31 protein-coding genes are annotated in these 22,954 nt (G+C 37.2%); all 31 read left to right on the forward strand.

Annotated features, from left to right (window positions below; all coding sequences use genetic code 11):
• The first annotated feature begins 5 nt into the window (after positions 1-5).
• A complete protein-coding gene (locus ACH6EH_RS07375; RefSeq protein WP_397331792.1) occupies positions 6-2,333 on the forward strand; it encodes a ribonucleoside-diphosphate reductase subunit alpha in 2,328 nt (775 codons plus the stop codon).
• A 57-nt stretch (positions 2,334-2,390) separates the two neighbouring features.
• Positions 2,391-3,416, forward strand: coding sequence for a ribonucleotide-diphosphate reductase subunit beta (locus tag ACH6EH_RS07380; protein ID WP_397331793.1), 1,026 nt, complete (start codon positions 2,391-2,393; stop codon positions 3,414-3,416).
• Complete coding sequence (locus ACH6EH_RS07385) at positions 3,388-3,816, forward strand: flavodoxin family protein (RefSeq protein WP_397331794.1); 429 nt, start codon at positions 3,388-3,390, stop codon at positions 3,814-3,816. The genes ACH6EH_RS07380 and ACH6EH_RS07385 overlap by 29 nt, the downstream gene beginning before the upstream one ends.
• Positions 3,817-4,056, forward strand: coding sequence for a thioredoxin family protein (locus tag ACH6EH_RS07390; protein WP_397331795.1), 240 nt, complete (start codon positions 3,817-3,819; stop codon positions 4,054-4,056).
• A gap of 33 nt (positions 4,057-4,089) precedes the next feature.
• Positions 4,090-4,911: a pyrophosphohydrolase domain-containing protein gene (locus ACH6EH_RS07395; protein ID WP_397331796.1), complete on the forward strand. Its 822-nt coding sequence runs from the start codon at positions 4,090-4,092 to the stop codon at positions 4,909-4,911.
• Between the two features lie 70 nt (positions 4,912-4,981).
• On the forward strand, positions 4,982-5,767 hold the full coding sequence (gene thyA, locus ACH6EH_RS07400; RefSeq protein WP_397331797.1) for a thymidylate synthase: 786 nt from the start codon (positions 4,982-4,984) through the stop codon (positions 5,765-5,767).
• A 4-nt stretch (positions 5,768-5,771) separates the two neighbouring features.
• Positions 5,772-6,266, forward strand: a complete 495-nt coding sequence (locus ACH6EH_RS07405; protein WP_397331798.1) for a dihydrofolate reductase — start codon at positions 5,772-5,774, stop codon at positions 6,264-6,266.
• Positions 6,267-6,584: 318 nt separating this feature from the next.
• Complete coding sequence (locus ACH6EH_RS07410; RefSeq protein WP_397331904.1) at positions 6,585-6,863, forward strand: CPBP family intramembrane glutamic endopeptidase; 279 nt, start codon at positions 6,585-6,587, stop codon at positions 6,861-6,863.
• A 266-nt stretch (positions 6,864-7,129) separates the two neighbouring features.
• Positions 7,130-7,417 carry a hypothetical protein gene (locus ACH6EH_RS07415; RefSeq protein ID WP_397331799.1) on the forward strand — a complete coding sequence of 96 codons (288 nt, stop codon included), beginning with the start codon at positions 7,130-7,132 and terminating at the stop codon, positions 7,415-7,417.
• Positions 7,418-7,475: 58 nt separating this feature from the next.
• Positions 7,476-7,817, forward strand: a complete 342-nt coding sequence (locus tag ACH6EH_RS07420; protein WP_397331800.1) for a hypothetical protein — start codon at positions 7,476-7,478, stop codon at positions 7,815-7,817.
• Positions 7,818-7,866: 49 nt separating this feature from the next.
• Entirely contained in the window at positions 7,867-8,298 is a 432-nt protein-coding gene (locus ACH6EH_RS07425; RefSeq protein ID WP_397331801.1) for a YopX family protein, read from the forward strand.
• 5 nt (positions 8,299-8,303) lie between these two features.
• Positions 8,304-8,681 (forward strand): hypothetical protein, encoded by a 378-nt coding sequence (locus tag ACH6EH_RS07430; protein ID WP_397331802.1) that lies wholly within the window; start codon positions 8,304-8,306, stop codon positions 8,679-8,681.
• Positions 8,674-8,919 (forward strand): hypothetical protein, encoded by a 246-nt coding sequence (locus ACH6EH_RS07435; RefSeq protein ID WP_397331803.1) that lies wholly within the window; start codon positions 8,674-8,676, stop codon positions 8,917-8,919. Before ACH6EH_RS07430 ends, ACH6EH_RS07435 begins: the two co-directional genes overlap by 8 nt.
• A gap of 12 nt (positions 8,920-8,931) precedes the next feature.
• On the forward strand, positions 8,932-9,153 hold the full coding sequence (locus ACH6EH_RS07440; RefSeq protein ID WP_397331804.1) for a hypothetical protein: 222 nt from the start codon (positions 8,932-8,934) through the stop codon (positions 9,151-9,153).
• Positions 9,147-9,470, forward strand: a complete 324-nt coding sequence (locus ACH6EH_RS07445; RefSeq protein WP_397331805.1) for a hypothetical protein — start codon at positions 9,147-9,149, stop codon at positions 9,468-9,470. Before ACH6EH_RS07440 ends, ACH6EH_RS07445 begins: the two co-directional genes overlap by 7 nt.
• Positions 9,471-9,492: 22 nt before the next feature.
• The gene (locus tag ACH6EH_RS07450) at positions 9,493-9,639 is read left to right on the forward strand and encodes a hypothetical protein (RefSeq protein WP_397331806.1); all 147 of its coding nucleotides are present in this window, start codon (positions 9,493-9,495) and stop codon (positions 9,637-9,639) included.
• 218 nt (positions 9,640-9,857) lie between these two features.
• Positions 9,858-10,325 (forward strand): hypothetical protein, encoded by a 468-nt coding sequence (locus tag ACH6EH_RS07455; protein WP_397331807.1) that lies wholly within the window; start codon positions 9,858-9,860, stop codon positions 10,323-10,325.
• A 148-nt stretch (positions 10,326-10,473) separates the two neighbouring features.
• Positions 10,474-10,647, forward strand: coding sequence for a hypothetical protein (locus tag ACH6EH_RS07460; RefSeq protein ID WP_397331808.1), 174 nt, complete (start codon positions 10,474-10,476; stop codon positions 10,645-10,647).
• A gap of 30 nt (positions 10,648-10,677) precedes the next feature.
• A complete protein-coding gene (locus ACH6EH_RS07465; protein ID WP_397331809.1) occupies positions 10,678-10,989 on the forward strand; it encodes a hypothetical protein in 312 nt (103 codons plus the stop codon).
• A 20-nt stretch (positions 10,990-11,009) separates the two neighbouring features.
• Positions 11,010-11,723 (forward strand): metallophosphoesterase, encoded by a 714-nt coding sequence (locus tag ACH6EH_RS07470; protein ID WP_397331905.1) that lies wholly within the window; start codon positions 11,010-11,012, stop codon positions 11,721-11,723.
• Between the two features lies 1 nt (position 11,724).
• The gene (locus ACH6EH_RS07475; RefSeq protein WP_397331810.1) at positions 11,725-12,201 is read left to right on the forward strand and encodes a helix-turn-helix transcriptional regulator; all 477 of its coding nucleotides are present in this window, start codon (positions 11,725-11,727) and stop codon (positions 12,199-12,201) included.
• Positions 12,202-12,246: 45 nt separating this feature from the next.
• Entirely contained in the window at positions 12,247-12,699 is a 453-nt protein-coding gene (locus tag ACH6EH_RS07480; RefSeq protein ID WP_397331811.1) for a hypothetical protein, read from the forward strand.
• A 94-nt stretch (positions 12,700-12,793) separates the two neighbouring features.
• Entirely contained in the window at positions 12,794-13,273 is a 480-nt protein-coding gene (locus tag ACH6EH_RS07485) for an IDEAL domain-containing protein (protein ID WP_397331812.1), read from the forward strand.
• Positions 13,274-13,388: 115 nt separating this feature from the next.
• A complete protein-coding gene (locus ACH6EH_RS07490) occupies positions 13,389-14,345 on the forward strand; it encodes a ParM/StbA family protein (RefSeq protein WP_397331813.1) in 957 nt (318 codons plus the stop codon).
• Positions 14,330-14,605 (forward strand): hypothetical protein, encoded by a 276-nt coding sequence (locus ACH6EH_RS07495; protein WP_397331815.1) that lies wholly within the window; start codon positions 14,330-14,332, stop codon positions 14,603-14,605. The genes ACH6EH_RS07490 and ACH6EH_RS07495 overlap by 16 nt, the downstream gene beginning before the upstream one ends.
• A gap of 247 nt (positions 14,606-14,852) precedes the next feature.
• Positions 14,853-18,023: a PHP domain-containing protein gene (locus ACH6EH_RS07500; protein ID WP_397331816.1), complete on the forward strand. Its 3,171-nt coding sequence runs from the start codon at positions 14,853-14,855 to the stop codon at positions 18,021-18,023.
• Positions 18,013-18,159 (forward strand): hypothetical protein, encoded by a 147-nt coding sequence (locus ACH6EH_RS07505; RefSeq protein WP_397331817.1) that lies wholly within the window; start codon positions 18,013-18,015, stop codon positions 18,157-18,159. Before ACH6EH_RS07500 ends, ACH6EH_RS07505 begins: the two co-directional genes overlap by 11 nt.
• Positions 18,152-18,388: a hypothetical protein gene (locus ACH6EH_RS07510; RefSeq protein WP_397331818.1), complete on the forward strand. Its 237-nt coding sequence runs from the start codon at positions 18,152-18,154 to the stop codon at positions 18,386-18,388. The genes ACH6EH_RS07505 and ACH6EH_RS07510 overlap by 8 nt, the downstream gene beginning before the upstream one ends.
• Complete coding sequence (locus ACH6EH_RS07515) at positions 18,389-18,964, forward strand: RusA family crossover junction endodeoxyribonuclease (RefSeq protein WP_397331819.1); 576 nt, start codon at positions 18,389-18,391, stop codon at positions 18,962-18,964.
• Positions 18,965-19,310: 346 nt separating this feature from the next.
• Positions 19,311-20,993 carry a recombinase family protein gene (locus tag ACH6EH_RS07520; RefSeq protein ID WP_397331820.1) on the forward strand — a complete coding sequence of 561 codons (1,683 nt, stop codon included), beginning with the start codon at positions 19,311-19,313 and terminating at the stop codon, positions 20,991-20,993.
• A 713-nt stretch (positions 20,994-21,706) separates the two neighbouring features.
• Entirely contained in the window at positions 21,707-22,867 is a 1,161-nt protein-coding gene (sucC, locus tag ACH6EH_RS07525; protein ID WP_397331821.1) for an ADP-forming succinate--CoA ligase subunit beta, read from the forward strand.
• Positions 22,868-22,954 lie beyond the last annotated feature (87 nt).

Here is a 22,954-nt window from a genome sequence, read left to right on the forward strand (position 1 = left end):
AACTTTTGACGCTAGTATTAAAAGATAGACAATCGTATATCCAGAAGACTGAATTTGACAGAGAAAGATTCGAACGATTCTTTAATGAAATTGTTATTGATACAGGAAAAGAGTTTGACGAGCAAGACTTGAACAAACTTAAACAAAAAATTGTAACTGAGGTTGAATCAAAAACTGAAGTTAAAGCTGACTACTTGTTTGATCTCATTATCCGGGAATCGAACGATATGATTAGTCAATTGACTCCACAATTCACATATCTGTCGGCAGCTACATTTAGAAGAAAGAAATATAAAGAAGCATCAAAAGAACGTGGATTTGATTACAAGAATGGATACGGTAACTACTATACTTTAGTTAAAATGCTGACGGAGAAAGGAATTTACTCTGAAGATGTTCTGAATAGTTACTCTCAAGAAGAACTTGAACAGGCAGGACAATTCATTGACAAGGAAAGAGATCGTAAATTTAGTTACGCTGGACTCTTCCTTTTTAACAAAAACTATCTCGCCAAGGGATACAGAGAAGAAACACTTGAACTGTTTCAGGAGCGCTATCTTACTGTTTCACTTTACTTACTCAAAGACGAAGAGAGAAGTAAGCGAATGGGTTATGTGCGAGATGCCTATGATGCATTAAGTAATCACTTACTTGGATTGGCGACTCCTACATTATCTAATAGTGGTCGAGTAACGGGTACGTTGAGCTCATGTCACATCATAACAATCGATGATAGCCTGCAGAGCATTATGGATGCCGTTAAAGATGCTTCAACATTTAGTCAGAACGGTGCAGGATTAGGTATTTATCTAGGCAGATTGAGATCTCATGGTAGTTGGATTAGAGGTTACAAAGGCCGTTCAACGGGCGTTGTTGGGCCAGCTAAATTGTTCAATGAGATTGCAACTTACGTAAATCAATTAAATATGCGCCCTGGGGGAGTGGCTCTGTACTTACCTGTTTGGCACGCAGATATTTTTGATTTTCTTGATTTGCGTATGAAAACAGGCTCACAAGAAAGAAGAGCTCACTCCGTATTTACAGCGGTGAATGTACCTGATGAGTTTATGCGTAGACTTAATAATCGAGACACATGGACTATCTTCGATCCTTATGAAGTAAATAGCAAGATGGGTATTGATATTAATAAGATGTATGATAAGAAGCGTCTGATGGATGGAGAAACGCCGAATGTCAACGATCATGCTTTCTCATATTACTACAGACTTATCGAAGCCAATAATGAACTCGAATTAAAGAAAGTAGTTAAGGCTACTGACATCTATAAGTCAATCTTCGAAGCGCAAAAAACTGGTGGAACTCCTTACATGTATTACATTGATACGGCTGCAAGAATGAATCCTAATAGCCATTCAGGATTACCAATATCTTCCAATTTATGCAGTGAAATTGTACTTAACTGTGATTATGATAACTTTATTTCTAAGGAACTACAACCAGATGGAACAGTAGTGGAGAAGAAAAAAGGTTCAGGGCTTGTTACATGCAATCTTAGTTCTATCTCATTACCAGCGGTTTTCGGTAACGATGATGTGGATCTGCAAAGCGTTATTGATATTCAATTTAGATTGCTAGATAATGTCATCTCCTTGAACAGAACAGTGGTTGAACAAGCAACACATACCAACAATATTTATCGATCTGTAGGTGCTGGGGGTATGGGGCTCGCTAATCTACTAGCTGAAAAAGGAATCAGATGGGAATCTGACGCTGCCTCGGAGTATGTTAAAGAAGTCTTTGAGAAGTTAAACTTTGCTCATATTGCAGCTAGTCATAAATTAGCCAAAGAAAAAGGCTCTTATCCTATGTACGAAGGTTCTGAATGGAATACTGGTGAGTACTTCGATAAGAGAGGATACAGATCTCCAGAATGGAAAGAACTCAAAGAGAAAGTCATGAACGAGGGAATCCGTAATGGTAATTTGAGTTGCGTAGCTCCAACAGGATCAAACAGTCTTATTAATAACGTGTTTGCTTCACTAGATGCGCCATATGAAGTAATTTACCAAGAGGAAAAGCAGGGTATGAATGTTACTGTTATTCCTGCTAACTACAGTGCTAAGACAAAATGGTTTTATAAATCAGGATTCGAGATGGATGAACTGTGGTCACTTAAAATCATTGCAGCGGCTCAACAAGGTATTGATCAATCTATCTCTCATAATGTAATGGTTCATGAATCCGTTAAGGCAAGCGAGATGCTGAAAATTCATACCTTTGCTTGGGATAATGGATGTAAATCACTTTACTATACATACGTTGATAAGAACTCAGTAAATAGAAAAGAAAATTGTGAGTCTTGTTCTGGCTAAAAGATAACAAGGGAGACGTTGTTCTCCCTCCTACAAAAGAAAAGGGGAGAAGATGATTTGGCATTTAGAGTGTTTAATGGAGAAGTTAACAATAAAGCTACAAAGATATTTGGTGGAGTAGCTAGTGGAATTTGTGATTGGGATGATATTAAGTATCCTCATATGCTAACTTTGTATAAGGAATTGTTTGGTAATTACTGGATTGAGGATGAGATCAGACTTACGTCCGACCTAAAACACTATAGGGAATCATTAACCGATAGAGAGAAATATGTCTACAACGTGTTAACTGGAATGCTTACATCATTGGATTCTGTAGCCAATAGGTTCAATTTCACACTTGGGCACACATGTACAGATCCGAGTGTAGCTGCAGTAATTCAAATGATTGGTGCTTTTGAAGGTTTGCACGCTCGTTCATATCAGTACTTAACCTCTACAATGCTGAATTTTGAAGAGAAGAAACAAGCATTCAATGCACCAAAAGATATTCCACTGTTGCGAAATAGAAACGATATTATTTTTAAACAGATTCAAAATTTTGTTGATGACCCTAGCAATATGAAGAAATTGTATTATGCTCTTCTCGCTAACCTTGTGCTTGAAGGAGTCTTCTTTACTGGAGCATTCGTTTACTTCAACTCCTTGGCACGTTCTAACCGGATGATTGGATCAAACAACATGGTATCGTTGATCAAAACTGACGAGAATTTTCACTCAGTATTTTATGGCGATGTGATGAAAATCCTGATGCTTGAAAATCCTGAACTCAATACTAAAGAAAATCATCAATATGCAATTAACTTTATCAAATGCTGCGCTGAAAAAGAGAAAGAGTGGGGAGAATGTATCTTCCAGGATATTGATACACTGTCCATTCCTGAGTACAAAGATTATGTTGAATATCTGACCAATGTGATTTGTCGTAACGCTGGAATTGAAGAAGTGTATCCAAACAACAAAGAACTCAAGTCCAAATGGATTATTACATACGGAACAAAAGGAGGAAATACTAAGAGTGATTTCTTCCAAACTAATGTAATTTCATATGGTCATGAGAGTGGCGATGGGTTTGACTTGTAATAAAGCAATTTATTTTTACTCAATGTCTGGCAATACCAAAGCATTAGTAGAGAAGTGTGATACAACGGACTATGATTTATACAACATGGCCCTCATCAAACCAGAAGATTTAAGTTTTGGTGAGTACGAGACATTATTTATTGGTACATCCACTGTAGGTAGAGGAGTGCCGCATACATATTTTAGAGAGATATATGGTAAACTCATCAGTCTAGAAAATAGAAATATTGGTTTATTCGGAAGTGGAAACTCCATATATGATGTTTATTGTGGCGCTTTAGATGTGTTAGAGGAGCTACTTTCCAGTAAAAACAATGTTATTTTAAAGTTTAAATTTGAAAGTTATCCAACTAAAAATGTTTTACATCAATTTCAAGAGATACTAAGAGGAGATAAATGAATGAAACTGCTTAAATTCTATAAAGAAAACTGTGCTCCATGTAAAAGTGTAGATAGTTATTTGAAGACTCTAAATGCTGATTATCAAGAGGTTCACGCATTCAATGAACCAGACATGTCAGCCAAGTACCGTCTTAACTCAGTTCCTACTCTAATCCTAATTGATGACGAAGGTAATGAAGTAAGTCGTTCTATTGGATTTAAACCAGAAGAGATTAAAGAACTGGTAGCACAACTATAAAATAATCATATAAAAGGGAGTAATGAAATACATATGAAACAACCATTTCATCCGCAAATTAATAAGCCATGCTTTATCAAAGGGATAAATAAGAAGGGGATTGCGAAGGAAGCAAGATTGTCTGATGAGCAAACCAAAGTTACCTATTTCTCTCGTGAAAACGATCAACGTATTACAGCCTGGTTTAGCAATAGTCAACTTGAAGAGTATAAACCTAAGAAACTAAAGGAGAGAGAAGATTTAGATGCTTTATTTAATCTTGTGGGATCTAAATTGGATGATAGTCTAAGTGGCATCTCTGCGGCAATGAGAAAGATTGTTCAATCCGCTATCTCAAACGATATCTCTGTAGCGGAGCCTAAAGCTCAACTCAACGACTATGAGATGATCAAAGACGTTCATACTAAATTCAATAGCAAAGTTGCTAAAATTCCAACAATGCTAACTCGTGATGACTATTGTGATTCATATGGAGATCACATTGCAAGCATTTCAACTCAGATGAAACAATTGTCGGCAGATGGGTATGGTGGTGAAGCGCTTGTTCGTGCTGCTTATATTATCGAAGAGGTTGCTGAGTTTTTGAAAGCCACAACACTTAAAGATCAAATTGATGCTCTAGGTGATGCCAGATACTTTATTGGTGGAACAACTGTAATGGCTGGTATTGATTTAGACCCAATTATGAAGATCATCAATGACAGCAATCTTGGCAAACTGTGGTCTGATGGTAAACCGCGTTTTAATGAAACTGGAAAATGGATTAAACCTGATAATTGGCAGAAGGATTTTGCACCAGAACCTAAAATTGAAGCAGAAATTGAACGTCAAGCAGCAGTAGCAAGCAAGAATTAAAAATAAATTATTATAAGGCAGTGGTTAATGCCACTGTCTTTACTATTGTTGATAGAGGGGTAGATACAATTTGGCAACATTTGATTTGCAATATAAAGAGTTAATCAGAGATATCCTGGAGAATGGATATGAAGATACTAATAGAACAGCCGACAAAAGTAAAAAAGTTTTCGGTAAAGTTATCAGAATCAACTTGGCAGAAGAATTTCCACTTTTGACTCTAAAACATACTGGAATTATTACTCTTACCGAAGAAATGAGATGGATTTATCAGATTGCTTCAAATAATGTTGAGTGGCTACAAGAGAGAGGGATCAAGATTTGGGACGAATGGAGACTAAAAGATGGCACAATTGGTCATGCATATGGTTATCAGGTGGGTAAATATAATCAGGTCACAAACCTAATCAACACATTGAAAAATGATCCGCAATCGAGACGCATGATGATTGACCTGTGGAATGTGGCAGACTTGGATAAGATGAGTCTAACTCCGTGCATGTTTAATCATATTGCTGATGTAAACGATGGTAAGCTCAATTGGCACACTACTATCCGCTCATCAGATACACCGCTCGGACTTCCCTATAATGTTGCTCAAGTTGCTGTTATGGTAAATATGATTGCTCAAGTTACTGGTTTGCAGTTAGGTGAACTAATGATTGTAATCACTAATGCACATGTCTATGAGCAGCAATATGAAGCAATTAAAGAAATACTTAATAGAGAGCCTTATCCAGCACCTAAACTTTGGCTTAATCCAGATATTAAAGACTTTTACGATTTCACCATTGACGATGTTAAAGTGATCGACTACAAGTATCATCCATCAATTAAAATGAGAGTGAGCGTCTAATTGTATGACCTTTTCCCTTATTGTCGCTCACGATCAGAACAGGCTAATTGGCTCTTCTAATGTTCTCCCGTGGAATATTCCATATGATCTACAACACTTTAAATCAACCACACTCAATAAGACTGTTGTCATGGGACGCAAAACTTATGAGTCCATTGGTAAGCCATTGCCCAATCGCACTAACATAATCCTTACTTCTGACGCTTTGTACTCTGCAGAAGGTTGCATTGTCTTACAAAGCTTAGATGAAGTATTGGATTATGCTGTTGCTAATATGCCTAATGAGACCGTGCTTATTGGTGGTAGCCAGTTATACACACAGTTTCTACCGTATGTGAACAAGATGTATATAACTGAGATTGACGCAGCGTTTAAGGGAGATGCTTATTTTCCTGAGATCAGTACCGATGAATGGGTGGCATCAGATACAAAATACATTCAAAAAGGTATTAATACACCATACAATTTAATTATTAAAGAATTGAACAAACAAACATAATAAAACTATTGACTATAAAGTGAATAGGTGATATTCTAAGTACATGAAATAAATCATGTACTTTTTATTATATCTGAAAGGTTGTGGTATCAAATACTTAACGTTTTAATGAATGTTGGGCCATCTGTCATCCTATATTTTATACTCATGCACAGTCAAAAATGGATGAAGAATGACCTCAAATCAGCCAGAGATTCAGAGATGTTATCTGACACGTTAAAATCATTCTATATCTCATTTGTCGGATTCTCAGCTATTGCAATGTTAGTGAACTTCTTATTTGAACCAAGCACAGTCCTAAAGCAGTCAACACCAATGATGTACATATACGCTGTTTTCTTCAGTCCTATATTCGAGGAATTAGTTTGTAGGAGATTTCTACAAGACAAATTAAACAAACATATACAAAGTTATGTTTCGATAATCCTTGTTGCATTGCTGTTCGCCACACTTCATTTTAACCTAACTAACTTTGTAGGGTATTTCTTTGTCGGAATCGTGTGGGGATATTATTATCAGAAAACAAACAATATATTTGTTCCCATCATGAGCCATTTCATGTTCAATTACTTCGCAATCTTAGCACAATCACTTTAGAAAGGAGTGATACATATCAAACTGAGTCATGCTGCAAAAACAATCCTATCTATTTGTTGGGATGGGGAAGAGCCAAGAGGAACAACATTTGTGATTGGTGATACATATAGTTTTAAGGGTACGGAGTTTAAAGCAAGCGAATCAACCTATGAGGAATTAGCAGCATACCAAGAGGTGTCCGAGAAGCCATATAAAATGTCTCGACACGGCAAATCGGTAAATGTGATGGGTAGAAAATTAAGTTAACAAAATTTAAGGAGTTGCATATGAAAATTAAATCAACGGTGATTGAAAAGTACATGGAACTATGTCCGAAGAGTAGTGCAAAGTGTAATTCGTTTAGTGAGATCGAGGATAAAATTATCAGGGCGATACATATGGGGAAAAGAACGATTCTGGATGCTAAGAGTTATCGAGTAAATTACTATCACAACTGTTTTATTGTCAAAAGTATGAAGGTAGTGGATATGTATAAAGATGTTGAAAATCAGTATCATGTTGCCGAGCATTTGAAGAGAGAGTATGACGCTGAAGTTTTGAAAGTAGTTATTTAATACATAAAAATACGTGGGAGTGATTAGTATGTGTATGGCTATTAAACATGGTAAAACCATGATTACAATGATCAATCAAATCAACGAGGATAAGGTAAGACTCACAAAGCTACAGTCTAAATATGATTTGAAAGTATCCAACCTTTATCACGAAATGGAAACAAAAAATTTTAACGCATCCGAAGGATTTAAGAAATACAAGGAATTGCAGGTGATTTTGAGAGAACGGAGAATTGTAAAGAATGAATTGAGCAGCATTCAAGCGCTTCTTAGCACCCTCAATGTAAAAGCTTTTGAATCTCAAATACATAAGAGTCTTGCAAAAGTTAAAAAGTATGATGAATCCAATGAGAAATACACTGATGGCTGGAATATTGGCATTGCAGACATCATGGTTTAACAATATAAAAGTATAATTTTATGAAAAATAGAGAGGAAGAAGAGAAGATATGAAACGTGAAATTAGATTCCGCGGTAAGCGAAAAGATAACGGTGAGTGGGTGAGTGGATCGTTATTAAACAACCTTTGGGGCAAGACGGTCGAAATAGTCGATCCGAGCGAATACCCGGATTATGATTCGCTTGAAGATATTGTGTACCTGGCGGTCGAGGTCGATCTCGAAACAGTAGGTCAGTACACTGGGCTGCATGACCGTAACGGCAAAGAGATATATGAAGGGGATATCGCCATCCATGAGAGCTGCAATACTTGCATCGTCGTTTACGACTCGAATCGAGCTAAATTTAAAATGTGTACTATCAATATGTATAAGTCAAATGTAGGTAATAGCGGCTGGACAGGATTCGCAATCGAGCTGCGGAGTGCTCAGTTTGAAATCATCGGCAACCGCTGGGACAATCCCGATCTATTGGAGGGGTAGAAGATATGAATAACCAAGTAAAGCTAATAGATGTGCTGGAATCGTTTTTGCACGATGTGAGGGAAGGTGAATCGGATATTGAGGAAATCACGAATGTGTTCGGCTACAACGAATTTAAGGAATTGCTTGAACTAGCGAAGCAATCCACCTCACCAGTGCCCACCATTAAGCCGAGAGAAACTGTGGTCAAAGATCTAACAACACGCGGCACATGTGACGCATATGAAATTGGGGAGATTGTTCAAGACATTCTTGATGCTAACCCTGACTACAACAAGGTTTATGTCACTAATTCGTCAATAATTGAATTAGAGAGAATAAGGCTAGCTGCTAACGCTCTACAGTCATCCCTCTATCCAAAGGAGGAAGAAGCAAATGAGTGATGGACTTGTAACAATCCAGTTAACGCCTGAACAACGGTTCCTCATGGAATCCGAAAGCACCGAATTTCTGATTTTAGTTGATGAGATATCGTTCTGGAAAAACCCAGCGAAACAGATCACCTTCTCAGGCAAATGCTTCTGCGTTGATTATGAAGATTCGAAATTGACGGAAAGCAAGGACAAACACCACGCAGTATATGACTTGACGGAAAACACAGTTTATTCGGATGAGGGTTAAGGAGGAAGAAGCATGATCTCATGGCGAAAATATGATCCGGAGAAACCGCCGGAATACGAGCAGCCGCATATCATTTACTCTCAGGACAGCGATTATCTCACCTTCGGGGTATTGGTGCTGGTCAACGGTCGAAACAGGTGGGTCGAGGCATCCAATAACAGCGCATTGGTGCCGGCGGACATCACTCATTACGCCCCAATCAACCTACCAGAGGGAGGAAAGGTAAAGTGTTAAATGAAAAGTATATGGTTGTAACAAATGATCACATTTCAAATCCATTCGGCGCGTTGAAAGAGGCTGTAGAAATGTTCGAGGTACTCCAAAATGACATGATGTCAGAGGGAGTTCAAGAGGGTGAAACATACATTGAAATCATAGCATCAACGGACGATTTCGAGGACGATCGGCGAGTGATTAAAAAGGTTTTTGCTGTCATTGACCATGACCGTACCGAGCTAAGCACACCGAGAGAAGAAGGTATGGACTGGGACTACTGGGCGAAGTGGGTCGAGGTAGAGGATATCAACCTACCAGAGTCCTGTCGCCCATAACCCCCTAAAGGAGAGATAACGGATGAAACATTTTGAAATTAACGACCCATATTATGCAGTTATCAAAGCGCCAAGTCATGAAGAAGCCTATGAAAAATATGTTGAAGTTGTTGCGGATGATTATGACGGGACTTTGATGGATGAAATTAAGGAAATCAGCAGGGATTAGGCACTTGTATTGTTCAGCAGATCCACGAGTGAAGGCTTAACGAAGATGGCGACAGACGAGTTATTAGAAGAATTTAACACAGCCGAGTGTTTTGTTTTGATAATGGACGGCAATCTACTTTAAATAATAAGGAGAGATAACCATGAGAGCGCCATTCGAAATCAGACCAACGTGCTCATGCGGCGTGAAAATGAAGCTTGTGCGGTACAAAGGTTACTATGATGAATTCAAATACTGGTCGTGTGAGAATTGTGACCTTGAAAACCGGGTTGATAAATACAAGGCAGATGACGAATTCAGAGGCGCATACGCCTAAGGGAGAGATAATCATGAGCGAACCAAACAAGATAGACGAGATCAAAGTAGCGCTGGATGCAGCAACAAAGGGAACATGGGTACCTATTGGGTGGAGCGAGATATGGAGTAAAAGTGAAAGTTGCGAATCTGAAATCACCACACACACATACATCACTAAAACTTTTCATACAGGGAATCGCAATCTCATCGCCAAAACCCCTGAATACATCACATACCTACTGGCAGAGATCGAACGCAAGGATGAAGCGTTGAGGTTTTATGCGGATAAGGAAAACTATCAAGTTGAGTTTTCAGATGATGATCCATTTTTCGTTGCGGTTGAAAAAGTGGTTGTTGACGGCGGAAAACGCGCTAGGGAAGCCCTATAAACCCATTAAGAAGAGGAAATCGACTAAAATTCAGATTTAACGAAAATTCACATTCAAAAAACCCTTATAAAACAAGGACTTTTTAACGCTAATTTCTTGATGAAAGTGTAGTTTTATCACAATTTGAAAAAGAGAGGGTTTTTCTGTTATGAGATGGGGATATGTAGTAAAGGGAAGACTTTATGGGGAACCGTATGAGAGCCAACTATTCGAAGATATTGAGGATCGGGAAGAGCATTATGATGTGTTAAAACAGGATGATGATTACGGCGACATTAAGAAGTATACAGTTTATCTTCACTACGAAGAAGATATCGAATAAAAGACTTGCTTTATCATAAAGGAGAGGACTATGAAGAGAGAAATTAAACCGACCATTGCCCATCTAGTTAATCAAGACGAAGAGGAATTCACTGACTATGCATTATCTAAGAACCAAACTAACTCCATCGGAATGAACAGAATGAGAGAAAGAATGCAGCAACACACTGAATCAAGAAGCAAGATTGGGTTGCAAGAAAATTTAACTCATGAAGAATTAAGAGAGATCTTTTACTCTGACCAGATGAAAAATATTAGGTCTTCTTATTATAAAAAAGCATATGAACAAGGAAGATTTGATGAATGGGCAGAATCTAAATATGAAGAACTCGGAGAGGAGTAAACTATATAAGAACTATAGCTATCAGCGATATTCATGGTTGTTGCGATGAATTTAATGCCTTATTAAGAAAAATTGCTTATAAGCCAGATCAGGATAAACTCATTCTTCTTGGTGATTATGTTGATCGTGGAATGAAAAGCAGGCAGGTAGTCGAACAAGTTAAATCGCTGCACGAAGAATGGGGAGTTATTGTCCTTAAGGGGAATCATGATGATATGATGGCTAAAGCACTAACTAACGATAACGAATCAATGGATTCAGATTGGCTGAACAATGGCGCTTACCAGACCATTGAGAGTTACTGTGGATTTGATTTCTTTGAGCAACAGTTTGAGTGGGATACATATTTGGAAGCGAAAGAATTTATTCGGAAGCACTATAAGCATCACATTGATTTCCTAAGTGATTTGCAACTATATCATGAATCAGAATCGCATATCTTTGTTCATGCTGGAGTCAATCCATTGTACTCGGATTGGAAGAAGACATCTGAAGATGATTTCATTTGGATTAGAGAGATTTTCTACAACTTCAAAACTGAACTGAATAAAAAAGTGGTATTTGGTCATACGCCATGTATTTATCTGCATGAGACCGAAGATGTTTGGTTTAGTCCATTAGGAGATAAGATTGGCGTGGATGGTGGGTGTGCTTTTGGTCTACAGTTGAATGCATTACTAGTAAATTCAGATGGCAGCTATGAAACCGCATATGTTAATAAAGGAGATACTTAAGATGGATAAAGATTCATTCATTCTTAATCATGTAATATATGCATCCGATGGCATGTATGACCATAATCAAATTTACGATTACGCAAAAGATGCCAATGGGACACTATATAAACCTAGTTACGGATGGGATGGCTTATCGGACAATAACGACATTACAGCCTTTCGCTTCATAAATGATGAGGGATACGAAGATATAGTTGACTTCAATGACAGAGAGCGAGAAAGCATGATATATTATCGTGCAGTAGACAGAGTGGGAGGTAATAATATGCCAGAAATTAGATTTGCCGATAATCTAAAGAGGTACCGTGAAAACCTGGGCTTAACTAAAGAAGAATTGGCGAGAAGATTGGGTGTTACAGGTGCTACAGTAGGTCATTGGGAGAGTGGTAAATATGATCCTCGCTTAAGTAAACTCAAACATATTGCTGATGCATTAGGTATTACTACATATGAGTTGTTATTTAATAAGGAATAATACGCATAAAAGACGGCTTTTATCAGAATCTGAATAACCGAAGGAGTGATAATAATTAAAACATTATTAGAATATCATGGAGAAGATTTCGAACTACTTGAAACTGAAGAAGAGTATGGTCGAAAAACGTATCTCTTGTCTATTGAGGGATACATGGGATTTGAGAAGTTTGAGCATTTTATTGATGAATACAAACGATTTAATGAATATTTACATACATATATTAATGAGAATTGCGATGAAGAAGATGAAGATTATGGTTGGAAAAGGCTTTATAAAACCAGAGCGATTGAAGTATGTTATGCACACGATTGTTACTGGGTATTCCTTGATGCCTACAAGTCGTCTGATTTGCGTGAGATTGGCAGATATATGGATGATGTAATCAAGCAGCTCGTAGAGTTTGGCAATGCATTGACTTCAAGAAATGAGATATATGCCAAAATTATTAACGAAGGATATATGCCCCATACACTTAATCCTAACATGTTTGATTAAAACGAAATCTCCATTTTATAAGAACGTGTCGAATACATAGTTATTCTGCGATTACCCGAGAAATAAAAGAAAGGAATTGATTAAGATGACCGTGTTGAGTAAGGCCGAGGTTTTAGATATTCTAACCAAACACATTATCAAAGACCAAAAGAGATTTCCTGTAAACATTCAAACCTGTATCAACTGGTACTTTGTGGACTATGACAGAAGTAAATCAGAATGGTTTATTGACCCTAATGCTAGAAAAGACATAAAGATTGTACAATATAAAGACGGATACCGTCATACATATTTAACGATTGAAGCTGTTACCGGATTGTTACAAAGAGAATTTCCAGATGCAAGCAATATACATATTGATATTAGGATTAAAGATAATAATGCCTTGTTACGGAAAGATACAATCGAGGAAGTTATCAATAGCATGAACTTTAAGGCAATCATTGAGTTTGATAATGAAGTGTTGCCCACAAAGAGTGATCTGCAGCAATTAATTGACCTGGCACTCGATATGGGCAACGAACAATTATTTATGGAATACTCTGCTCAGTATAATGCCTATTGCATGATTTAACAAATAAACATATACAAAGTAATAATTATATGATAAGATACCTTCATAAAGTTTGTATTACAATGTTATATCGTTTGATAAACATTGGCGATAACTTGTGACGGAGGTATGTACAATGATAGTCGATGATTTAAGCGTAATTGATCTAGGGTTCAGTTACACCAAAGCCAAGAAGGGCAATCTGGTTTACATTCAACCATCAATATCCGGTGATTCGCAGCCTATGTTTGAACAAAACATCAAGCCCAATGATTTTTTCTACAATGATGAATTGTTCATCGGCAACTTGGCTTTAAGACATAGTGAGATTAAGTATTTCACATTGAAAGACAATAAGAGCGAAGCCATGACATCGGAAGTATTGCTTAAAACTGGATTAGGATATCTCAACAAGAGTATGCCGTTTAACATGGTCACTGGATTGCCGATATCCTTTTACTTTAAACAGTTGAGTGACATGGAAAATATGCTTGAATCCATTAGTCAATCGGAAAAGTATGCGATTAAGAAGGGTAAAGGGCAGTACACAGACATACAGCTGAACATCAACAAATACAAAGTTGTACCTCAAGGCTATGGAATTGCAATGGACTACATACTTGATGAGAATGGAAAGATTGGTAGGCGTGAGATTGCTCGTAAAAGGGTGCTTGTGGTTGACCTGGGATTCTACACATTGAATTTGCTTGGACTCGACAAACTTGAAATTATGAAGGAATCTAACAGTGTTTTTCTTGGAGTAGAGAAGGCATATAAGTTACTACGTAAATATCTCCTTGATAAAGTAGGTACGGCTCCAGCCATTTATGAGCTCGATCCATATGTGTCTAGTGGATTCTATGAGGGATATGACATTAAACCACTCATCAGCAAGGCATTCAAGTCATTAGCGATTCAGGTGCAAAATGAGATTGATGGATTGAACATCAAGTTTGATTATTATCTCATTGGTGGAGGTGCAGCATTCCAGATTTTCGATAGTCTTGATTTACCTAATAAGATCCTCTTTGACCAGATATCACAAATAAGGGGATATGAAAAAGTTGGGGTGAGACTATGGGGAAGAAAGTAATCATTGCACGACTCAGACCAAACAAAGATGATGATCTAAGAAAAGCATTGAATAATTTACCCCCGTATTATGATGAGAGTGACATTGTAAGAGAAGCATTGAGACAGTTTCTATTCAGTCATGAGGGAAGACAACCTTCATTCATTGGGAGTCAAGTATACAGAAATACACCAGTTGAAGGTGTAGAGGATATTGCATTGGAACGAAGTGATGAGGAGTTTGATTTGGAAAGTAATTTAGATAGTTTTATCAAAGAGTAGGCATTGCCTACTTGATACATAATATATTTTGATAAACATAATAAATAATTATAAGGGGGTGGTGAATATCGATTGGGTAATGTTGATTCTGGCTGCTTACTTCATTGTAATAGGGCATACCGACACAGCGTTATTGTTTATGCTCTATGTACTGATAAGCACATTAGTGACAACCAAGACAAAGAAGGAGTAATGGGATAAAACCAATCTTTTATAAAGAAATAAAGAGGAAGGAGTTGGTTGGGATTTGAGTGAAAATAATTATGTTGTATATCATTTGCACTCCGATTTATCGAATGGAACAATGATGGACGCAGCATCAAAATACATAGATTATATTATTAGAGCCAAAGAACTTGGAATGAGGGCGATAGCATTTTCGGAACACGGCAATGTTTATAATTGGATCTCAAAGAAAATGAGTTGTGATGAGTATGGGTTAAAGTATATACATGGCATGGAAGCATATATAACTACAACATTAGATGAAAAACTGAGAGAGGCATACCATCTTGGAATATACGCTAAGAATTGGGAGGGAGTAAAAGAGCTCAATAGACTTTCTTCAAACTCATTCAATAAAGACGATAATCACTTTTTCTATCGACCAAGGTTATCATTAGAAGAGGTATTGAGTACGTCAGATAATATCATCATAACATCGGCTTGCCTTGGCTCTCTGTTGAACAAGGAAAATGAATATGTCGGCAAATTGATTGATTTTATGGTCAGAAATAAACATAGATGTTTTTTTGAAATACAGTATCACTCAGATCCAGAACAGGTTGCTTTTAATCAGTTTCTCTATAAGAAATCATTGGAAACTGGAGTGCCGTTGATTGCTGGAACAGACACTCACGCCTTGAATGAAAAAAGAGCAAAACTAAGATTGGTGCTACAGAAGTCAAAAAACATAAACTTTAGTAGCGAAGACACATATGATTTGACATTTAAATCTTACGATGAGCTTGTAGAGATGTTTGAGAAACAAAATTCTTTGCCTATGGATGTAGTTTTGGAAGCTATAAACAACACAAACAAATTGGCTGATATGGTCGAAGATTTCAACTTGGATCTTTCACACAAATACCCTAAAATATACGATGGTGAAATTGAAGAATTGAAATTAAGAATCAACGAAGGAGTTAAGTCGAGAGGAATTCACCTTTATCCCAAAGAGAAGAAAGATTTGTATTTCAAAAGAATTCGTGAAGAGTTTGACATCATGCAGGGAATGGGAAATTTAAGTTATTTCTTATTGCTGGACGACATTATTAAGTTTTGCAAATCTAAAAACATTGGTACTGCACCCAGAGGATCTTGTAATGGCAGCCTAATATTGTGGGTTTTAGGCATAACCGACATTGACAGTATTAAGTACGAACTCCCTTTCTTTAGGTTTTTAAACCCTTCTCGCGTTAGTCTCGCTGATGTAGATATTGACATGAGTGGGAAGAGGAGAGATGAGGTTAAGGATTTTTTATACAACTACCCAGGAATTAACGGTAGTGCAATTATAACCTATCAAACATTCCAGTGGAAAGGCGCTACAAAAGCGATAGGTAGAGGGCTTGAAATTCCTCTGAGTATTGTTGATATGATATCGAAGGACATTGAAGAGGTGGAGGAAGAGGATGATAATGGCGAAACAAAGACAATAACAACCTTCCACAATAAAGAAAAGTGGATGAAAGAATACCCAGAATTGATGGAATTGGTAGAAGAGGCAATTGGACTGATCGAGAATGTATCTGTTCATGCTTGTGGATTTGTTGTTTCAGATCGGAATCTGGATGAAGAATTGGGCACATTTAGAACAGATAAAAGCAAGTGGCCCATCTCTCAGAACAATATGAAGGCAGTCGATGCCTCTAATTTTGTGAAGATGGATTTACTCGTGGTTGATAATGTTCAAATGGTTGAAGATGTGTGTGGTCTGGCAGGTGTAGGCAAGTTAGAAAACGATGGGATTGACTTCGAAGATGAAAACGTGTGGAATGAAATGAGAAAATCTGGCTTAGGCATTTTTCAGTTTGAAAAAACGGGATGGAGATATTTGAATGAAGCATTAGAAAATTACGATAAGTTTAAGTCTAACTCTAACGGCAAAATGAGTCGCCTTGATATGATGACAGCCCTCAATGGGATAATAAGGCCAGCAGGAGATTCGATTCGAGATAATTTTGTAAAAGGAATTCCGCATGACAACAAAATAAAAGAGATAAATGTCTTTCTTAGTAAAACATTGGGATATCTGATTTATCAAGAACAAATAATGACTTGGCTAAATGAATTTTGTGCTTACGACATGGCTCAGAGCGATATGGTTAGACGAGGAATTGCAAAAAAAGGTGGAACCGAAAAATTAACACCTGAAATTAAACAAGGTTTTTTGGATTATTGTTCAGAAAAGTTTGACTACCCACTGGATCATTTGAATAAGGTTGTGGATGAAAATTTAAAAGTAATAAAGGATGCATCGGACTACGGTTTTTCAGAGAATCATAGTTGTCCCTACTCAATATTAGGATTTAAGGGAGCATATTTGAGACATTACTATCCTCTGGAGTTTATTACAACTCAATTAATTATTAATGAGAACAAAAAGGACAAGACAACAAAAATAGTAGAGTTTATGAAAAACCACACCGACATCAAAATACTGCCAATCAAGTTTAGGAAGTCTCGGTCTGGATACATAATGTCTAAATCTGACAACGCGATATACAAGGGAATTAAAAGCATTAAAGATTTGAGTGAAGCAGTTGCCGAGGAATTGTATGCTTTGAGAGACAATAAATACGATACCTTTATCGATTTGTTGGTCGATATTAATGATAATACAAAGACAAATAAGAGTCAGGCATTGATTCTAATTAAACTCAATTTCTTTTCGGAGTTCGGCAACATATCTGAATTGGTAGAACTTCACAAGCAATTCTATGAAGGGGAGCATAAATACAAGAAGTCCTATGTCGAAAAAACTAGAGAAGCTAGATTGTCGAAACTCAGATTGCTTGAGAATTCAATTAAATCATCTGGCATGCCGGAGATGCCTCCTAATGAAGTTATAATGTTTCAAAAAGAAATGCTTGGCTACGCCGATAAAACGTATCCAAATGTTGAAAGTTCTTGGTGTGTAGTCACTGATTTAGACACAAAGTATTCTCCTAAACTCAAGTTGTATAGTTTGAAAAAGGGAGAAGAGAAGCAATTTAAAATGGATAAGAAAACTTTTAAATCAAAAGATCCATCTCTGCAGATTAATAAAGGCGATTTGATTAAGATTACCGATTTTAAAAAGAAACATAAGCAAGTACCTGACGGTTCAGGTGGGTTTGTGCCAACAAAACAAATTGAGTATTGGATTACAGGATACCAAAAATACAATAAGGAGAATTTAACCTATGAACATTGAAACCACTGAACAACAACTCAGCCAACAAAATATTGAGAGTGTGTTAAATACAACACTCTCCACAGAGGAATACAAGTCTCTCTTACAAAATGCACTTCTTAAACTATTAGAAGAAAAGGAAGTTATTAATGAGTAACTTTGATCGGTTTGAATCCGATTATCACAATCACCGATTCCCTGACATCCAGGACAATAGCCGTAACATAGAATATTCAACTTGCAGTGGATGTGAGGAGTTAATCACCGAGCATGATGTTCTCAATAATGAAGTATTAGATGTGTATGGTATGTCAGTACACGATACATATGATTGTTTGAAGAAGGCTGTAGAAGCTAAATATGCGATTTTAGAGAGGAATGATTGATTGGCTAAATTAATACTACCATTACCCGTTTCTATTAACGATCTATACATAAACCAGTACACATGGGACGCTAAAATTAAGAAAAGAGTTCCTACTGGTAAGAGGATACTCAGCAAAGAAGGAGAGAGGGTTAAAGGGTTAATAGAGGAAGCTGCCAAAGAACAAATTGCTCAACAAGATTGGGATTATGAATATACGAAGAACCATTACATATATATGGATTCTTTAATATATTTCAATCGAAAAGGTAGAGATGATAACAACATTTATAAGCTCAACAATGATGCACTTGAGAAGATAGTATACGACAATGATAGCAGAGTTTTGACTCGTACACAGCGTATACTATACGACAAAACGAACCCTAGAATTGAACTTTCGTTCAAGCCAGTAGAATACATAGGCGTATTTGATGATAAGGATTCATATGAAAAGTTTCTAGGCAATTGTAAGACTTGTAGTAGATACAAACGAAATTGCTCTATCCTTAACGCTGCTATTGAGGGATTCATACAGGAGGAGATATCAGACGGATTATGTGCCAAATATAAGCAAACTAAAATGAAAGAATCATAATTATTACGGAGGCAATAAATACATATGGGGCAAAATAGGTCAATAGTTTACTATTATGAATTGTACAATGAAAAGGCAAGAACCCCAATTGTACTATCTCATATAAATAAATATAATTACAATGAATACAATAGCATGATTCAAGAGGCTAAAGAATATCTTTGCAAGGTTGATAAGACTCAATCTAACAATAATGTTGCAAATTACTTATCAGATAAATATATGTTTCAAATTCTAAAATACGTCTTAAAGCCATAATTCATATGGCTTTTTTGCTTTCTTGATACACAGAGATAATGTATAATAAGTTAGTGAGAATATTTGATATTAAAGGAGAGATAGAGATTTGATAGAACATACTACCGTAGCAGCTTACTGCCGAGTCAGTACGAAACATGACGATCAGTTAAATAGTCTTGGCGCTCAATTAAGTTATTATAATGATTATGTAAATAAAAATAATAATATGCAGTTACATGAGGTTTATCATGATACTCTGTCTGCAACTAACTGGGAAAAACGCCAAGGGTTCAAAAAAATGTTACACGATGCAGGCTTAGATATTGAAGTAAGCAGAAGAGGAAATTTACTTTTAGAGATCAGTGAAAGACCGCCCTTATTTAATAGAATACTCGTAAAAGACGTTTCTCGTTTTGCCAGGAATATTGATTCGGTTGACATAATAAGAAAACTTAGAGATAAGAGAGTATTTATTGATTTCACTAATATGAATTTATCCACTGAAAACATGTCTGAGGATATGATGTTGGGAATGTTTATTTTGTTTGCAGAAAGAGAATCGAAGGACAGATCAGAAAAGATACTTTGGGGATTAGAGAGAAGTGCCGAACAAGGAAGAATTAGAGTAAGAGATAATTATTATGGATATCGCTATCTCAAAGATACAAGGGAATTGGAAATCGTTGAAGAAGAAGCCGAAGTTGTTCGCTTAATGTTTTCTCTGTACAACAAAGGATTTGGAGTTAGAAGGTTAATACAAGAACTGGATAGGCTTGGACATAAAACAAGAGAGGGGAAAAGTTTCTGTCCTACTACAATAAGGCGTATGCTAACGAATCCTGCTTTCTTTGGGACGCTGGTTAGGAATAAAATGGATTCACCATTGGTCTTTACTTCAAAACGTTCAGCCACAGAAAAAGAAGAGAGTAAGTGGAAAATACACGAAGGGGTAATACCAGCAATAATTGATAAAGAAACATTTGATCTTGCTCAATCAATTAGAAAACAAAAACTACACCACAGACAAAGAGTCGGAATTAAACCATCGACCAGCATCTATTCCAAGTTGTTATTTTGCGAGCAATGTGGCAATAACTACACCAAAAATAGAGAGAGACGAACAGGTAGAGACTTTATGAATTGTAGGACAAAAAAAGTATATGGTGTTTCTAAGTGCTCTTCTCCAAACATTGGCTGCAATCTAATAGATAAAGCGATTAATGACTTTGCAAAAAACAGAATTGAAGAGTCGATACTTAAATTTAAAAAGAACTATATCTCGGAACTACTTGAATTTAAGAAAGAGTTGGAAGGAAGAATTGATAATCAGCACACTGAGAAGGCAGATTCATTGAAAATTGAGCTTCAGCAATTAAATGATCAGGAGAAGAAAATCATAAAACTATATAGCATGGGGAAATATGACGAAGAAACTTTAGATGAATTAATGCTTGAAATTACTCAAGAAAGAGATAGGCTGCAAAACGATTTGAATATATGCTCATCCTCAAATGAAGAAATTATCAAAGAAATTGAGGAAGTGGATATAGTCATTTCACAAATAGAACAATTTAAAAATGATGCAGTTTACTCTGATACAGAAGCAATTGAATTGATTGATTTGATTAGAGTGCAAGAGATACAAAGCAATCAAAAAAACAAAAGAAGAGTGTTGTTAATTTTTGAATTCAAGGTATTTAAAAAATTGAATCAGTTAGTAGATAAATATGCCGAAATAAACAAAGTAACTACTGACAATTCGGTTTATGTGCCATACGATTTATACTGATTATGTATCCGATAATGTTAGTTTGGGGCAGGCCATTAGCCAGATCTACTTCGACCTGAATAGGTACCCCCTCAATGCCATACAAGCATGCGCTATGCAGCTTGCCATACATAAAAAGCACCTTCTCTCTGAGATCCATTTCACTTTTGCCTGTCAAAAGTGGGATTGCATCAGAAAAAAGGTGCTTCCTTATTTTCATAGATACTTATTATTGTAAGAAAAGGTGAATTTAAAGTCAACATAAACGTAGTTAGCCGCAGCTCAATATTATAATAATAGGTTAGTAAATATTATTTAACCGTAACTACCATCTCCTTACAAGTGTTATAGGTGTAAAGCTTTCGATGCTGACTGATCGGGAGCAAGACCTGAAAGGGGCTGGGATCCGTTGACCATAGTATGGAGCAATGTATTTCTATTTTTATTTGTACCGGCAGCGCTGCTGGGAACAATTCTAGGCATTATCCTCTATCTGATACTTCGAACGAAGAAGCATTAAGGAGATCTTTTTGATACACAATTGAGGAAAAACCATTCATTAAATAACTTATTTTCCCAAATATTCTCTAGAATGAATCATATCCATATCAAAATACTTTAGATGGATGAAGCGATTTTTAAGGTAAGCGTTTTAAAATCGTGATACAATAGCTTGGGTTTAAGTATAGGTGAAAAAGGCCTTGTTCCAGTCAGTTTGATAGGAGGATTCCAGAATGAATATCCATGAATATCAAGGAAAACAAGTACTGAAGCAATATGGAGTAGTCGTTCCAAACGGAAAAGTAGCATTCACGGTGGATGAAGCTGTGGAGGCTGCTCAAGCACTCGGCAGCCCGGTTACAGTGGTGAAGGCTCAAATTCACGCAGGCGGCCGCGGTAAAGCGGGCGGTGTTAAAGTAGCGAAGGGCCTGGATGAAGTACGTGCTTATGCAGAGGAAATCCTGGGCAAAGTGCTCGTAACACATCAGACAGGACCGGAAGGCAAGGAAGTTAAGCGCTTGCTTATCGAAGAAGGCTGTGATATCCGCAAGGAATATTACGTCGGCGTCGTTGTGGACAGAGGTACAGGACGTGTAGTCATGATGGCATCGGAAGAAGGCGGCACCGAGATTGAAGAGGTAGCAGCTGCAACGCCGGAGAAGATCTTTAAAGAGGTTATCGATCCTGCGGTAGGTATGCAGATGTTCCAGGCACGGAAGTTGGCTTATGCCATCAACATTCCGAAAGAGCTGGTCAATAAGGCCGCTCAATTTATGATTGCGCTTTACACTGCATTTGTCGAAAAGGACTGCTCGATTGCCGAGATCAATCCACTGGTTGTAACCGGAGACGGGAATGTTATGGCTCTGGATGCGAAGCTGAATTTCGATTCCAACGCCTTGTTCCGTCATAAGGACATTCAGGAGCTGCGCGATCTGGAAGAAGAGGATGAGAAGGAAATCGAAGCGTCCAAATACGATCTCAGCTACATAGCTTTGGACGGAAACATCGGATGTATGGTTAACGGAGCCGGATTGGCGATGGCAACCATGGACATCATTAAATACTATGGCGGCGACCCTGCGAACTTCCTTGATGTTGGGGGCGGTGCTACAACGGAGAAGGTAACCGAAGCTTTCAAGATCATTCTGTCTGATCCACAGGTTAAAGGAATTTTCGTCAACATTTTTGGCGGCATTATGCGTTGTGACGTTATTGCTACCGGTGTTGTGGAAGCGGCCAAGCAGATCGGACTTACTCGCCCTCTCGTTGTGCGTCTGGAAGGAACAAACGTGGATCTGGGCAAACAGATTCTGGCCGAATCCGGACTGAATATTGTACCTGCTGATTCAATGGCGGATGGAGCGCAGAAGATCGTTTCTCTCGTTCAATAATATTCATTCCTGCAGAAGCATGCATGTGAGGCACGAAGGAAGAAACATTCCGTCCGTGCGATTGCTGTCCTTTTCAAATAACAGTTA

Origin of the sequence: Paenibacillus sp. JSM ZJ436 (assembly GCF_044383795.1) — a bacterium.
GTDB classification, from domain to species: Bacteria; Bacillota; Bacilli; order Paenibacillales; family Paenibacillaceae; genus Paenibacillus_AQ; species Paenibacillus_AQ algicola.